This window comes from Amorphoplanes friuliensis DSM 7358, from assembly GCF_000494755.1.
GTDB classification, from domain to species: domain Bacteria; phylum Actinomycetota; class Actinomycetes; order Mycobacteriales; family Micromonosporaceae; genus Actinoplanes; species Actinoplanes friuliensis.
This window is the reverse complement of sequence record NC_022657.1, coordinates 5,679,127-5,693,175: the sequence shown is the minus strand read 5'-3', so window position 1 is coordinate 5,693,175 and position 14,049 is coordinate 5,679,127. Positions and strand designations below refer to the sequence as shown.

Genomic DNA, 14,049 nt, shown 5'->3' with positions numbered 1-14,049 from the left:
CCAGCACTACTGAGCGCGGCGGGACCCGCCGGTAGCGTCACTGCCCATGCCGGTCCGTAACGTCCTCGACGCGCTCACCATGCGGCCGACCCGCTTCCTGACGTCGTCGTGGCCGTGGCGCTCGCTGGCCTACCTGACCGGCGGCGCGCTGATCGGCATCGCCACGATCTGTGCCGTCGTCGTGCTGCTGGCCGCGGGCCTGGTCCTGTCGGTCGTGGTCGTCGGCATCGCCGGATATGTGGCCACGGTCCTGTCCGGGGTCGCCGTCGGGCGCCTGGAGCGGTGGCGGATGCGGCTGGTCGACCACGCCGAGCTGCCCGACCCGCACCGCAGTCCGCCCGCGCCGGGTCTGCGGTCCTGGCTGAGGTGCCGGCTGCGCGAGCAGGCCACCTGGCGCGAGCTCGGGTACACCATGCTCTCCGCACTGGTGCTGTGCTGGATGGACGCCGCCGTCGTCTACGCCGCGGTGTTCGTTCCCACGAGCCTGCTGTTCGCGCCGTACTACCTGTACGGCGAGACGTCGTTGTGGACGACCGTGCCGCTGGCCCTGTGCACGCCGTTCGCGCTGGCCGTCGGGGCCTACCCGGTCACTGCCTGGGCGGGTGCGCGGGCGGCGATGGCCCGCGCCCTGCTCGCGCCGCGCAGCGACGACACCGACGCCAAGCTGGTCGAGCTCACGCGGTCCCGGGCCCGGCTGGTCGACGCGTTCGAGGTCGAACGGCGGCGGATCGAGCGCGACCTGCACGACGGTGCCCAGCAGCGACTCGTGGCGCTGAGCATGCAGCTCGGCCTCGCCCGTCTCGAACTCCCCGCCGGATCGCCGGCGGAGACGCAGGTGGCGGCCGCGCAGGACCTGGCCAAGGAGGCCCTCAGCGAGCTGCGTGAGCTGATCCGCGGCGTGCACCCGAAGGTGCTCACCGACCGCGGGCTGGCGGCGGCGGTCGGTGAGGCGGCCGGGCACGCCCCGGTCCCCGTCGACCTGGACCTGCGGCTCGACCGCCGGCTGCCGGACGCGGTCGAGGTGACCGCCTACTTCGTCGTTGTCGAGGCCCTGGCCAACGTGGCCAAACACAGCGAAGCGACCCGGGCCGCGGTGTCCGCCGGTCTGATCGGCGAGCGGCTGCACCTCGACGTCCGCGACGACGGGCGCGGCGGCGCCGACCCCGACCGGGGCACCGGGCTCGTCGGGCTGGCCGACCGGGTCGCCGCGGTCGACGGGACGGTCGCGCTGTCCAGCCCGCCCGGCGGCCCTACCCTGGTGCACGTGGAGATCCCGTGCGCGTGGTGATCGCCGAGGACGGGCTCATCGTCCGCGAGGGCATCGCGGGGATGCTGCGCCACTTCGGCCACGAGGTCGTCGCGGCCGTGGCCGACGCGCCGGCGCTGCTGGCGGCGGTGGCCGAGCACCGGCCCGACGTCGTGGTCACCGACGTGCGGATGCCACCGGGGTTCAGCGACGAAGGACTGCAGGCGGCGATCGCGTTGCGGGCCGCCGACCCCGACCTGCCGGTGCTGGTGCTCAGCCAGTACGTCGAACAGACGTACGCGGCCGAGCTGCTCGACTCCGGCCGGTCCGCGGGTGTCGGCTACCTGCTCAAGGACCGGATCGGTGACGTCTCCGAGTTCGTCGACGCGCTCGTGCGGGTGGCCGCCGGGCGTACGGTCGTCGACCCGGAGGTGGTCCGCCAGCTGCTCGGCCGGCGCCGTGACCCGGTGCAACGGCTTACCCCGCGCGAGCGTGAGGTTCTGTCGCTGATGGCCGAAGGTCGCTCGAACACCGCGATCGCCCGCGCCCTGGGCGTGACCGAGGCCGCCGTGGCCAAGCACATCGGCAGCCTGCTGGCCAAACTGGACCTGCCACCCGACGCCGACGACCATCGCCGGGTGCGCGCGGTCCTCGCGTACCTACGCGGCTGAACTTCAGGCGCCGCGCAGCTGGTCCAGCACCAGCGGATCGATGTGCCCGGCGACGATGCGCTCCTCCAGGTTCGCGATGCCGGCCCAGGAGGCCAGCGCCTCGTCGAGGTCGGCGAGGTCGGGACCGGCCTGATGCCCCGCCGCGGCGAGCAATGCGCGGACCTCGTCGCCGACCGGTCCGCTCAGCTCCAGCAGCGTGGCCGGGTCCGGACGCTCGAAGTAGAGCGAGTGCATCTCGAGCAGGCGGCCCAGCTCGGTCACCGGTGCGGTGTGGTCGTCGACGCGGAGGTCCACCAGGACGTCGCTCGTGCCGCCGTACCCCTGGCCCTTGGCCACCACCAGCAGGGCGGCACTCTGCCGACCGCGCCGGTCACCGCCGGCCTCGTCACCGGCGCGCAACGCGGCCAGCAACCGGTACGCGAGCCGCGTGATCTCCGCCCCGGCCAGCCATTCGTCCCGCATCCGGTCCACGACCTGCGGCCCGGCCAGCATGTTGCCCTGGATCGCGAAGCCGTCACCGGCCGCGCCGCCCGCCCACGGGTGACAGGCCGGGCCGGTGAACGTGGCCCCCGGACCGCTCGTCCCGACCACGCCGACCTGCCGGTGGTCGACCGGGCCGTCGTCGGCGGCGATCAGACCCGCGACGGTCTCGGTGGCCGGCACCCCGGTGCCGAGCAGCGCCAGGGCCTGCGGCCGGTACGCGAGGTTCGCGTAGGACTGGGTCGCCACCGCGCCCACCTCCGCGAGAGCGGCCGGCACCGCGGCCCCGACACCGAGAAACTTGCTGGCCACGGCCACACCCAGCGCGCAGCCGTCGGCCGAGCGCGCCACGATCGAGAAGGTCATGCGCGCACGTTAGCCCAGCCGTAACAAGCCCGGAGAACACTGGGTCCCATGCAGTGGCTCCCCGTCGCCCGCGAGGTCTCACCGGGCCTGCTCACCAACGAGGACCCCCGGTTGCGCGGCGCGTGGCATCCGGTTGCCCTCACCGGCGAGCTGCCCTGCGACGTGACCCTGCTGGGTTCGCGCTATTCCCTGGTCAGCCGGGAGGGAGTCCTGCACGTCCAGCCCGAGCCGTGGGCCGTCACCGAACGCTGGGGCCTCGTCTGGATCGCGCCGGAGGAGCCGCGCACCGAGCTCTTCCTGGACGCCGACACCGCCGACCGGACCTCCGTCGGCGCCTGGCTGCCCCCGGTCCGCACACCGGCCTCCGCCGACGTCGAGCTCTCCGAGTTCATGCACGCCAGGACCTTCGGCGCGGCCGAGGAGAACCAGATCCCCCGGTACGCCGTGAGCACCGGACCGGACGGGTTCAAAAGTGCCGACGACCGCGGCGCCACGTACGTCTACCGGGCCCCGTTCCAGCTGCTGTTACGCCTCGAGGAACCGGACGCGGTCAGGACGATCCTGTTCTTCGCGCAGCCGGAGACGCTGACCAGCACGCGCGTCTACACCAAGCTGCTGCTCCACGGCGTCGCCGACCCCGGTCCCGAGGTCGTGGCCCGCGAGGTGGCCGTGCTCGCCGAGGACCTGGAAGTCCACCGGGCCATGCGTCAACTGCTGTCACCGCACGACCACGCCGATCTTCTGGGCGTGACCCTGCGCCGCATCCTGGCCGACTTCGTGAACGGCCCCTGACCACACCCTGTCGCGCCCGCCCCCGCCCTGGGTGAGGCCGGCGCCGAGTTGCTGCGGGCGGGAGAGGTGCTTGCCGGCACCCGACCCGCCCGTGGCGTTCGCGGTGTCAGCGTCCGAGAGCGAAGCGGGACCGCTTCTTCTGCTTGCCGAAACGTCCCTGCAGGGTGTCCGCGCCCTGGCGCAGCAGCCGGGTGCCCCGGCTGGGTCCACGGCGGGCCTCGAGGGTCTGACTGAGCTTGCGGGCACCGGCTGCCGCCAGCGGAATCGCCACTGCCATCAGCACGTAGCGCCGGATCAGGCCGAAAATCATGAGTATCTCCCGGTGACAGAGGATGTGCGCCCCTCTGACTACCCCGCCCGGCGCGCCTGAACCGTGCCCGGCCCGCCCGTCACCCGCATGTGCTCCGCGCCCGGGCCCGAGAGCTGGTCCAGGGCGGCCCGCCGTCCGGTGAGCAGAAGCAGGATCGCGCCTATCGACCCCTCGACCACCGGCCCTGCCCCGGCCGACCACGAGTCGTCGGTGGCCCGGAACGAGAACCCCCGAAGCCGGCGCTCGGCCCGGAACGGCCACAGGTCGGGCCACACCCGGTCGGCCGCGGCAGCCGAGGCCTGCACCGGCATGGGCCTCCGCAGGCCGAGCGGCAAGGCGATGTCCTGCCCGTGCACCAGCACGTCGATGAGCGGTTCGAGAGGCGTGACCCCCGGTGCCGTACGCCGCGACCCGGCCATCGCGCGCAGCAGTGCGGCGTACCGGTCGGGAGGCACGCGCACGGCCTGGCGCCGGGCGCTGTCCCGGATCATCCGGCTGAGACTGCCGCGGGCCCGAACGGTGTCGAGCAGCGCCGTGACCAGACCAGTCTGCGACAGCGTGAGATGCGCGGCCACGTCACGCACCCGCCAGCCCTCGCACAACGACGGTGTCTCCCACTGCTGCGGAGTCAGGCTCTCGAAGAGATCGGCAAGCCCGGCCCGCTCGGTGTCGATGGCCTTCCACACCTCGTCGTGATCCATGACGGCCTCCCTCTTTTGGTACGATCCTCTTACTAAAATGGTAAGGGAATCTGTCCATGTCAAGGGGGAGAGCGTGAATCTCGGCCTGCTGTGTTTTGTCGCCTACCGCGCGATGGAGTCCGGCGTCCTCGAGGCGCTGGCCGCCGCCGGCCACGGCGACCTCACCGCCGCGCAGGGCCGGGTCTTCGCCCGCATCGGCGAGAACGGCACGCGCGTGACCGAGCTGGCCGAGCAGGCGCAGATCACCAAGCAGACCGCCGGTTTCCTGGTCGACCAGCTCGAACGGGCCGGCTACGTCGAGCGGGTGCCCGACCCCTCTGACGCCCGCGCCCGCCTCGTCCGGATCGCGCCCCGCGGCTCGGAGGCGGTGAAGGTGGCCCGTGCGGCCGAGGCGGAGATCGAGGCAACGTGGACTCGGCACCTCGGCAAGCAGAGCGCCGCCCAGCTGCGCCGCTCACTGACCAAGCTCCGCGAGATCACCGACCCGTACGCCTGAGGCCCGTTTCGCCCGCCTTGGTGGGGAAGCGCTTCCCCGAGAGGGGCCGCGGCGGGCTCTCTCCCAGCAGGCGGATTTTCACGGCTGTCGATGAAATCGTTGATGGGCGATGACGAATCTGTTAACTTTTTCTCACCTCGATGGGAAAGCGCTCTCCGTCGGCATCGAGGTCCGAACCAGACGACGGCCCCGCATCCCCGACCGGGTGCCGTCGAGAGCCGTCCCCGTCCACCACCCGCGAGGTCGCCCACCGCGGCCGCGTTCGAGACGTGATCGGCGCACGTCTCGGTTGCTTCCTCACGAGAGGTACCCAACCGATCATGATTCGAAGAATTCTGCTGACCGTCGCTCTTGTACTGGCCGGGATAGGTGTCAACGTCGCCCCCGCGTTCGCGGCCGATTTCTCGGTGCTGATCTTCAGCAAGACGGCGGGGTTCCGGCACGACGCGATCCCCGCGGGGATCACCGCGATCCAGCAACTGGGCGCGCAGAACAACTTCACGGTCGAGGCCACCGAGGACGCCGCCCAGTTCACCGACGCGAACCTGGCCCGCTTCAAGGCGGTCATCTGGCTGTCCACCACCGCTGACGTGCTCGACGCCGGCCAGCAGGCCGCGTTCGAGCGTTACATCCGGGCCGGCGGCGGTTATGTCGGCGTGCACGCCGCTTCCGACACCGAGTACGACTGGCCCTGGTACGGCAACCTCGTCGGCGCCTACTTCTCCGGCCACCCCGCGATCCAGCCGGTCACCGTCCGCATCGAGGACACCGCGCACCCGTCCAATGCGGGCATCCCGGCGAACTGGAACCGCACCGACGAGCTGTACAACTACCGCACCAACCCGCGCTCGCAGGTGCACGTCCTCGCGAACCTCAACGAGGCCACGTACACGGGCGGCACCATGAACGGCGACCACCCGATCTCGTGGTGCCGGCCCTACGACGGCGGTCGTTCCTGGTACACCGGCCTCGGCCACACCCAGGATAGCTACACCGAGACGCACTTCCGCACCCATCTGCTCGGCGGGATCAAGTACGCCGCGCAGAACGTCGGCAACTGCTCGGTGCAGGCGCCCGGTGGCACATTCAGCCAGGTGAACCTGGCCAAGGGTGTGGCCGAGACCGGTGAGCCGATGGGTCTCACCGTGCTGCCGAACCGGGGTGTGCTGCACACCTCGCGGAACGGCGTCATCCGGTACACCGACGTCAACGGCAACACCAAGGTCGCCCTGACGCTGCCGGTCTACAGCCACGACGAGGAGGGTCTGCAGAGCATCAAGGCCGACCCGAACTTCGCCACCAACCGCTGGGTGTACGTCTACTACGCGCCACCGCTCAGCACGCCGGGCGGCGACGCCCCGTCCACTGGCACGGCGGCGGACTTCGCCCCGTTCAACGGCTCCAACAAGCTGGCCCGGCTCACCGTGCGGGACGACAACACGATCGACCCGGCCTCGCTGGTGACGATCCTCGACGTGCCGACCAGCCGTGGGCTGTGCTGCCACGTCGGTGGTGACATCGACTTCGACGCCGCCGGCAACCTGTACCTGTCCACGGGTGACGACTCCAACCCGTTCGACTCGGCCGGCATGGCGCCGCTGGACGAGCGGGCCGACCGCAACCCGGCCTACGACGCGCAGCGCACCTCGGGCAACAGCAACGACCTGCGCGGCAAGGTGCTGCGGATCAAGCCGGGTGCAACGGGCGGCTACACCGTCCCGGCCGGCAACATGTTCGCCCCGGGCACGGCGAACACCAAACCCGAGGTGTACGCCATGGGTTTCCGCAACCCGTTCCGGATGAGCGTGGACAAGGCCACCGGGGTCGTCTACCTCGGTGACTACGGCCCCGACGCCGGCTCGGCCGACCCGCAGCGCGGGCCCGCGGGCACCGTCTCGTTCGAGCGGATCACCCAGCCGGGCTTCTACGGCTGGCCGTACTGCTCCAACTACAACACTCCCTACCAGGAGTTCACGTTCCCGAGCGGGCCGTCGTCCGGTCCGTACAACTGTGCCGGCGGGCCGACGAACAACTCGCGGAACAACATCGGCATCACCGCCCTGCCGGCGTCGCGGGCGGCCTGGCTGCCCTACGGCGGTCAGGGGCCCTGGCGGCCGGAGCTGGGCGGGGGCGGGCCCATGGGCGGCCCGGTCTACAACTTCAACGCGGGGCTGAACTCCGACGTGAAGTTCCCGGCGTCCTACAACGGAAAGGCCTTCCTCGGCGAGTTCACCAGCCGCTGGATCAAGGCGGTCACCCTGAACGCCGACGGTACGGCCGGCGCGATCGAGCCGATCCCGTGGTCCGGAACCGCGATCATGGACATGGAGTTCGGGCCCGACGGCGCCCTGTACGTGCTCGACTACGGCACCACCTGGTTCGGCGGCGACGACAACTCGGCGCTCTACCGGATCGAGTACAACAGCGGCGGCAACCGCGCACCGATCGCTCAGATCAGCGCCACCCCGTCGTCCGGCGCGGCTCCGCTGGCCGTGCAGTTCAGCTCGGCGGGCAGCAACGACCCGGACGGCGACCCGATCACGTACGCCTGGGACTTCACCAGCAACGGCAGCACCGACTCCACGGCGGCCAACCCGACGTTCACCTACCCGGCGAACGGCGAGTACACCGCGACACTGACGGTACGGGACAGCGGCGGCAGAACCTCGACGGCCAGTACGGTCGTGGGAGTCGGCCGGCCCTCCATCCAGTTGGTCGCACCGCCCGACGGATCGGTGTTCCAGTTCGGTGACCTGGTGCCGTACGAGGTGCGGGTCACCGATCCGAACGCCGGCACCATCGACTGCAGCCGGGTCGTGGTCAACTACATCCTGGGCCACGACAGTCACGGCCATCCGATCACCAGCAAGACCGGCTGCACCGGGTCGATCCAGACCACGGTGGACGGTGAGCACGACGCGAGCGCAAACGTCTTCGGGGTGCTCGCCGCCGTGTACACCCCGGTCGCCGGGGTCGCGGTCCAGGACCAGCACGTGCTGCAGCCGCGGACCCGGCAGGCCGAGCACTTCGCCACCATGAACGGTGTCCAGGTCGCCGCCAAGGCCAACGCACACGGCGGCAACGCCGTCGGCTACATCGAGAACGGCGACTGGATCTCGTTCACGCCGTACAACCTGGCCGGCGTCACCGGGATCAAGGCGCGGGTCGCCTCGGCCGGCGCCGGTGGCACGCTGACCGTACGGGCCGACTCGCCGACCGGCCCGGTGGCCGGCACGGTGCAGGTCGCCCCGACCGGTGGCTGGGAGACCTGGGCCGACGTCACCGGGACGATCAGCCCACCGAGCGGGACGAAACAGCTGTACCTGGTGTTCACCGGCGGCGCGGGATCGCTGTTCGACATCGACGACTTCACGTTCACCTCCGGCGGCACCTCTCAACCGCCCACGGGGAACCTGGCGTTGAACAAGCCGGTGACGGCGTCGAGCGCGGAGTCCGGCACGTACCCGGCCTCGGCCGCGGTGGACGGTTCGCTGACCACCCGGTGGGCGAGCACCTTCAGTGATCCGCAGTGGATCCAGGTCGACCTCGGCCAGTCGACGTCCATCGACCGGGTCAAGCTGACCTGGGAGGCGGCCTACGGTTCGGGGTACCAGATCCAGACGTCACCCGACGGGACCACCTGGACCACGGTCCGGACGGTCACCGGGGGAGACGGCGGGGTCGACGACAACACCGCACTGGGCGCCACAGGTCGTTTCGTGCGGATCAACGGTACGGCCCGAGCCACCGCCTGGGGGTACTCGCTGTTCGAGTTCGAGGTCTACGGCGGCAGCGTCGTCCCGCCGCCCCCGGGCAACCTGGCGCTGAACAAGCCGGCAACGGCGTCGAGCACCGAGGCGGTCGCGTACCCGGCCTCCGCCGCGGTGGACGGTTCGCTGACCAGCCGGTGGGCCAGTGCCTTCGCCGACCCGCAGTGGATCCAGGTCGACCTCGGCCAGTCGTACCCCGTCAACCGGGTCAAGCTGACCTGGGAGGGGGCGTACGGCTCCGCGTACCAGATCCAGACGTCGGCCAACGGGACGACCTGGACCACGGTCCGGACGATCACCGGCGGCAACGGCGCCGTGGACGACAACACCGCACTGGCCGCCACCGGCCGGTACGTGCGGATCAACGGCACGACCCGCGCCACGGCCTGGGGCTACTCGCTGTTCGAGTTCGAGGTCTACAGCTGACCGGACGGAACGCGGGGATCTCCGAGGTCCCCGCGCTCCGCAGCAGCCCAGGCCCAACTTCAAGGAAGTTGGGCCTTCGCCATCACCGCCCAACCCCGTAACCCGGACGCGGTGCCGCTCGTTGGACCCCCGTGATCTCCGCACCGAACGCCGTTGTCGTCTCCGTGGCCGCCGCCGAGTTCCCGTCCGAGGACCTGCTGCGCCAGCTGCACGGCGAGCTGCGCCGCGCCGGGATCCCGTCGGAGCAGGTGTCCGGCGAGGCCGAACCCGGCACGAAGAGCACCGCGGGTGCGGTGGCCTCGCTCGTTGTCGCCGGTGTGCTCTCGGCGGCCGGCCTGCGCGCGATGTCCCAGGTCCTCGTCGCGGCGATCCAGCGGTCACAGAAACGCAAGATCGAGATCCGCCGGGGCGACGACGTCCTGATCCTCGAAGGGCCGGCCGTCGGAAAGCTCGGCCCGGCGATGATCGAGGACTGGCTCCGCCGCAACCCCGGCTCCGCCTGACGGTGGCCGGCCGGTACGCACTGCTCGTCGCCGCCGGTGACTACGACGACGAATACTTCGCGCAACTGCGATCACCCGCGCAGGACGTGCAGAGCCTGGCGCAGGTGCTGGAGGACCCGGGCCTCGGCGGCTTCGAGGTCCAGGTTCTGCAGAACGCCACCGAGAGCGAGATCCGCGTCGCGCTCGACCTGCTGACGGCGGAACGGGACCCGGACGACTTCGTCCTCGTCTACTTCTCCTGCCACGGTCTCCGCGACCAGTCCGGCGACCTGTTCTTCGCCACGACACCTACGAGGCGGGCGCTGCCGTCGAGCACGGCGGTGGCCGCCTCGTACGTCGCCGGGCGGCTCGAACAGACCCTGGCCGGCAGCCGGTTACTGCTCCTGGACTGCTGCTACAGCGGTGCCTTCGCCACCGGTTTTGCCAAAGGCGGCGACGAACCCCTCGGCGGCGAGATCCGCGCCTCCCGCGGCTACGTCTGCATCACGGCCTGCAACGAGTACGAGCTCGCCTACGAGGGTTCCGAGCTGGTCCTCGACGAGCCGGTCGAATCCGCCTTCACCGAGAAGCTCATCGAAGGCCTGCGGACGGGCGCCGCGGACCTCGACCGGGACGGCTGGGTCGAAACGGCTGAGCTGCACGGATATGTGTACCAGGCGCTCGGCCCGGAGCGCCGGCAGACACCGTCCTACTTCGCGGCCGGAGTGCAGCAGAAGCTGTTGGTGGCGCGCACGCCGGAGAACCCGGTGCCCGTGGTGGTCACCCGCGAGGTCCGGCGGGTGCGGACGCCGCGTTTCCACGCCGCGCGGTTTCCGCCGTTCCGTTTCGCCCGGGAGGACCGCGCAACACCGACGGTGCTGGCCGAGGCGATGGTCCAGCACCCCGCCGAGGCTGCGGAGTTGTTCCGCTCCGACGACGACCGCCGCGCCCTCTACGACTGGATCCACGTCGACGTCCGAGACCGCACCCTCGAACGCAGCATCTTCCGCAAAGCCTCACCCGACGCGGCGGCTGCCGAAGCCGCGACGGCAGTGTTCGTCGCCACCTTCGCGCCGCACCTACCGGCGATGTTCCGAGGCCGGCCGGTCAGTGAGAATGATCTGCTCCGGACGGCCGAGGCGGCGATCGGGGGCAATGACGAATCCGCCCGGTGGATCGAGGATCTGCAGGCCCACAACGTGCTGCGCACGCTCGCCCGGCACGACTGCACGGACGAGACGCACCCGTGCGGCCTGGGCGCGCCGTGCGGGATTCTGCTCGAGCTCGCCACGCGCTGGGATGAGGCGCTGCCGAAGGCGCAGGCCGCAAGCCTGAATGTCGCCTGCGACAAACGGCTCCTGGTTGGCCAGGTCCTCCTGGTGGTCGCTGACCCGAAGACCTGGGCGGCAACGCTCGCTCCCACTGACGACATGCCCGCCTGGTGGGTGGGCCTGGCGGCAAGGCCGAGTGTCGGCAGTCTGGCTGTCGCCCTCCTCACGCAACCCGCCGCCCACGCCGAACGGAACCAAGAGCGTGTCGTGGAGGCTGCTCGAAGGCGTGCGAAGGAGCTTTCGGCCGCCGAGGAAGAGCAGAAGCGCCAGCGGCAGGAGGCACACGCTGCAAAGTGGGAGAAGGCCTGGAAGGCGGATGCCCGCAGGGCCGGAGTTCGCCGTAAGTTGCGGGCCCGCCGGAACCGCGTGCTCCGCCGGGCCGTGCTGGTGTCGTTTGTTCCGCTGATCGCCGCGCTGGTCGGTGTCGCTGTCAGCGTCCGGCTGTGGCGGGGAGAAACAGCCCCACCGGAGATCTACCATCTCGACCTCGTGTTTGTGCTGATCGATCTATTGCTGGGCCTGACTCTTCTTGCTCCGGTCGGCGGTCTTTTCCTGATCGCACGGAGGCGCAGGGCTCTCGGCACAGTGATCGCCGTCGTGACTGCTGCCGCGGCTGTCGCTGCGGTGCCGCTCGTCGGGCAACTCTGGGTTGTGCACGCTCACGGCCAATACACCGATCACGCCTGGGAATCAGGGCTTCCGGTGGACGACAACTACGAGCCCATCCCGAGCGACTGCGGCTACACCTGGGATGCGTCTTTGATCGTGGCCATGAGGGACGGTGCCGGCGACTCCTGCCGTCGTGCGGAGATCTACGTGAACGGGCGTCACACAGGCACCTACGACCTGCCCGCCGGCACGACGAAGATGGTCGGCACTCCGTGGTGGCGGCTGGGCTTCGACAACGATGAGGTCGCCGCCACGGTGCTGATGGGTCCGAAGAACACCTGGCGGCTCGTCGGGCTGCGGGCCGCAGCCCCGCACCGGCCGCTGTGGCAGAGCCGAAAAGCCCTCGACAGCCTCGATCCCGAGCTGCTCCACTTCGCACGCTCCGGAGACACGATCGTCATCGAGGGACGCACCAAGCTGTATTCCATTGATCTCCGCACCGGGGAGGCGGTGGGTGACCAGCGCTGCCCTGCCGGTCAGAAATATGCCGGAATGGGCATCTGGACCCGCGATCCGATTTCCATGATCTGCAACGGCGAGCATGTCCGGGTGAGTCTCTGAGTGCCGGTGGTCCCGGGCCGGGCGGGGAGCGGCCCACCCCGCTTTCCCGCCCGGCCCGGGACCACCGGTGGTTCAGCCGCCGCGGAGGAAGCGCACGGCGTCGTGGGCGGCCCGCGCCAGCAGCGACGCGTCCGAGCCCACCCCCACGAACTGGAAGCCCAGGCCCGCGTACTCCAGGGCCTGTGCGGCGTTGCCGGCCAGAATGCCGGCCGCGACCCCCGCGTTTTTTGCCGCGGCGAGCACCTCGTCCAGCGCGGCGCGGAAGTCCGGGTGGGTGAAAGCACCGGGTACGCCGAGGTCATGAGACAGGTCGCGGGGCCCCACGAACAGGACATCAACTCCCGGGATGGCGGCGATCTCGGTGACCGCGGCCAGGGCGCGGCGGCTTTCGATCTGGACGATGCCGAGGACCCCGTCGTTGGCGGTGGCCAGGCCCTCGGGTCGCAAACCGAAGTCGTAGACGCGGTTGTACGTGGCGACACCACGATCACCTGCCGGCGGATACCGCAGGTGGCGGACGGCTTCGGTGACCTCCGCGGCCGTCTCCAGGCGGGGGAACATCACGCCGGTCACGCCGACGTCAAGGACGCGGCCCGTGCGGATGCGTTCGGCGGTCTCCACGCGGGCGAACATCGCCAGGCCGCGGGCTTCGGCGGCGATCTGCTGGTGGAGGAGGGCCGGTTCGTCGCCGCCGCCGTGTTCGAGGTCGACCAGGAGCCAGTCGAAGCCGGCGACCGCGCAGGCCTCGGCGGACAGGGCCGAGCCGAAGCCGAGGAAGGTGCCGTAGAGGATTTCGCCGGTGCGGAGGCGTTCGCGCAGGTCAGTCATGGGTGCGGCCTGACATCCGCTCGGTGGCGAGCAGCAGCGCCGTGTGGTCGAGGCCGCCGTCGCCCTGGGCGCGGAGGGCCGCCATGAGCTGACCCAGCAGGGCGCCGACGGGGACCACCGCTCCGGCTTCGCGGGCTGCGTCGAGCATGATGCCGAGGTCCTTGTGGTGCAGGTCGGAGCGGAAGCCGGGAGTGAAGGTGCGGGCGAGCATGCCCGCGCCCTTGCGGTCCAGGACTGTGCTGCCGGCCAGGCCACCGGCGAGGACCTGGAGTCCGGCGTGGGCGTCGACACCGCTCGCCTCGAGGAGCACGATGGCCTCCGCGAGGAGCTGGATCGTGCCGGCGACGACAAGCTGATTCGCGGCCTTGACCGTCTGCCCGGCGCCGGAAGGTCCGACGTGGACGATGGTCGTGCCGAGGGCGCTGAGCACCGGACCGGCGGCTTCGAAGTCGGCTGCGGCACCACCGACCATGATGGACAGAACGCCTTCGACCGCACCCTGTTCTCCGCCGGAGACCGGGGCGTCCAGCGGGCGGAGGCCCCGGTCGGCAGCGGCGGCCGCGACGGCTCGGGCGGTCCGCGGCCGGATCGTGGACATGTCGATGAGCAGCGTTCCCGGCCGGGCGTGGGCGAGCACACCGTCCGGCCCGAGGATCACCTGCTCGACGTCGGGGGAGTCCGGCAGCATCGTGATCACCACGTCCGCGCCGGTGACTGCTTCGGCGAGGCCGGTCACCGGGCGGCCGCCCGCCGCGGCGAGCCGGTCGAGGCCGGCCCGGCTGCGGGTGTGGCCCGCCACGTCGAAGCCCGCCTTGACGAGATTGGCGGCCATGGGCGAACCCATGATCCCCAGGCCGATGAAGCCGATGGCGTCTGGCATGAACACCCCGTCCACATATATGGATGCACAACGTAATGCT

Annotated in this window: 12 protein-coding genes; 7 read left to right on the top strand and 5 right to left on the bottom strand. The window is 70.8% G+C overall.

Features of this window, described 5'->3' with window-relative positions:
* Positions 1-46: 46 nt before the first annotated feature.
* Positions 47-1,288, top strand: a complete 1,242-nt coding sequence (locus AFR_RS26335; protein WP_023364265.1) for a sensor histidine kinase — start codon at positions 47-49, stop codon at positions 1,286-1,288.
* Between the two features lie 41 nt (positions 1,289-1,329).
* The gene (locus AFR_RS26330; protein ID WP_238547392.1) at positions 1,330-1,917 is read left to right on the top strand and encodes a LuxR C-terminal-related transcriptional regulator; all 588 of its coding nucleotides are present in this window, start codon (positions 1,330-1,332) and stop codon (positions 1,915-1,917) included.
* Between the two features lie 3 nt (positions 1,918-1,920).
* On the opposite strand, the gene AFR_RS26325 is transcribed toward AFR_RS26330, so the two are convergent.
* The gene (locus tag AFR_RS26325) at positions 1,921-2,763 is read right to left on the bottom strand and encodes a DUF1028 domain-containing protein (RefSeq protein ID WP_023364261.1); all 843 of its coding nucleotides are present in this window, start codon (positions 2,761-2,763) and stop codon (positions 1,921-1,923) included.
* A gap of 48 nt (positions 2,764-2,811) precedes the next feature.
* Between AFR_RS26325 and AFR_RS43975 the strand changes: the two genes are divergently transcribed.
* Positions 2,812-3,555 (top strand): hypothetical protein, encoded by a 744-nt coding sequence (locus tag AFR_RS43975; protein ID WP_023364259.1) that lies wholly within the window; start codon positions 2,812-2,814, stop codon positions 3,553-3,555.
* A 106-nt stretch (positions 3,556-3,661) separates the two neighbouring features.
* Here AFR_RS43975 and AFR_RS26315 read toward each other — a convergent pair whose 3' ends face one another.
* Together AFR_RS26315 and AFR_RS26310 are read right to left on the bottom strand one after the other, a co-directional pair.
* Entirely contained in the window at positions 3,662-3,865 is a 204-nt protein-coding gene (locus AFR_RS26315) for a hypothetical protein (protein ID WP_023364257.1), read from the bottom strand.
* Positions 3,866-3,903: 38 nt separating this feature from the next.
* On the bottom strand, positions 3,904-4,566 hold the full coding sequence (locus tag AFR_RS26310; RefSeq protein ID WP_023364255.1) for a maleylpyruvate isomerase family mycothiol-dependent enzyme: 663 nt from the start codon (positions 4,564-4,566) through the stop codon (positions 3,904-3,906).
* A gap of 73 nt (positions 4,567-4,639) precedes the next feature.
* Here AFR_RS26310 and AFR_RS26305 point away from each other — a divergent pair, with 73 nt between their 5' ends.
* The 4 genes from AFR_RS26305 (at position 4,640) to AFR_RS43965 (ending at position 12,301) form a co-directional block, all read left to right on the top strand.
* A complete protein-coding gene (locus tag AFR_RS26305; RefSeq protein ID WP_023364253.1) occupies positions 4,640-5,062 on the top strand; it encodes a MarR family winged helix-turn-helix transcriptional regulator in 423 nt (140 codons plus the stop codon).
* Between the two features lie 320 nt (positions 5,063-5,382).
* Entirely contained in the window at positions 5,383-9,258 is a 3,876-nt protein-coding gene (locus tag AFR_RS26300; protein WP_023364251.1) for a ThuA domain-containing protein, read from the top strand.
* 131 nt (positions 9,259-9,389) lie between these two features.
* Positions 9,390-9,761, top strand: a complete 372-nt coding sequence (locus AFR_RS46855) for a hypothetical protein (RefSeq protein WP_023364249.1) — start codon at positions 9,390-9,392, stop codon at positions 9,759-9,761.
* A 2-nt stretch (positions 9,762-9,763) separates the two neighbouring features.
* Positions 9,764-12,301 (top strand): caspase family protein, encoded by a 2,538-nt coding sequence (locus tag AFR_RS43965; RefSeq protein ID WP_023364247.1) that lies wholly within the window; start codon positions 9,764-9,766, stop codon positions 12,299-12,301.
* A 72-nt stretch (positions 12,302-12,373) separates the two neighbouring features.
* Here AFR_RS43965 and AFR_RS26290 read toward each other — a convergent pair whose 3' ends face one another.
* Together AFR_RS26290 and AFR_RS26285 are read right to left on the bottom strand one after the other, a co-directional pair.
* Positions 12,374-13,129: an HpcH/HpaI aldolase family protein gene (locus AFR_RS26290; RefSeq protein WP_023364245.1), complete on the bottom strand. Its 756-nt coding sequence runs from the start codon at positions 13,127-13,129 to the stop codon at positions 12,374-12,376.
* The gene (locus AFR_RS26285) at positions 13,122-14,009 is read right to left on the bottom strand and encodes a 2-hydroxy-3-oxopropionate reductase (RefSeq protein WP_041842740.1); all 888 of its coding nucleotides are present in this window, start codon (positions 14,007-14,009) and stop codon (positions 13,122-13,124) included. The genes AFR_RS26290 and AFR_RS26285 overlap by 8 nt, the downstream gene beginning before the upstream one ends.
* Positions 14,010-14,049: the final 40 nt, after the last annotated feature.

Excerpts from the sequence above, each read along its gene's own strand:
- AFR_RS26290 (WP_023364245.1), bottom strand. The coding sequence starts at position 13,129 with ATGACTGACCTGCGCGAACGCCTCCGCACCGGCGAAATCCTCTACGGC.
- AFR_RS26335 (WP_023364265.1), top strand. The coding sequence starts at position 47 with ATGCCGGTCCGTAACGTCCTCGACGCGCTCACCATGCGGCCGACCCGC.
- AFR_RS26310 (WP_023364255.1), bottom strand. The coding sequence starts at position 4,566 with ATGGATCACGACGAGGTGTGGAAGGCCATCGACACCGAGCGGGCCGGG.
- AFR_RS26315 (WP_023364257.1), bottom strand. The coding sequence starts at position 3,865 with ATGATTTTCGGCCTGATCCGGCGCTACGTGCTGATGGCAGTGGCGATT.
- AFR_RS26330 (WP_238547392.1), top strand. The coding sequence starts at position 1,330 with ATGCTGCGCCACTTCGGCCACGAGGTCGTCGCGGCCGTGGCCGACGCG.
- AFR_RS26325 (WP_023364261.1), bottom strand. The coding sequence starts at position 2,763 with ATGACCTTCTCGATCGTGGCGCGCTCGGCCGACGGCTGCGCGCTGGGT.
- AFR_RS26285 (WP_041842740.1), bottom strand. The coding sequence starts at position 14,009 with ATGCCAGACGCCATCGGCTTCATCGGCCTGGGGATCATGGGTTCGCCC.
- AFR_RS43975 (WP_023364259.1), top strand. The coding sequence starts at position 2,812 with ATGCAGTGGCTCCCCGTCGCCCGCGAGGTCTCACCGGGCCTGCTCACC.
- AFR_RS26300 (WP_023364251.1), top strand. The coding sequence starts at position 5,383 with ATGATTCGAAGAATTCTGCTGACCGTCGCTCTTGTACTGGCCGGGATA.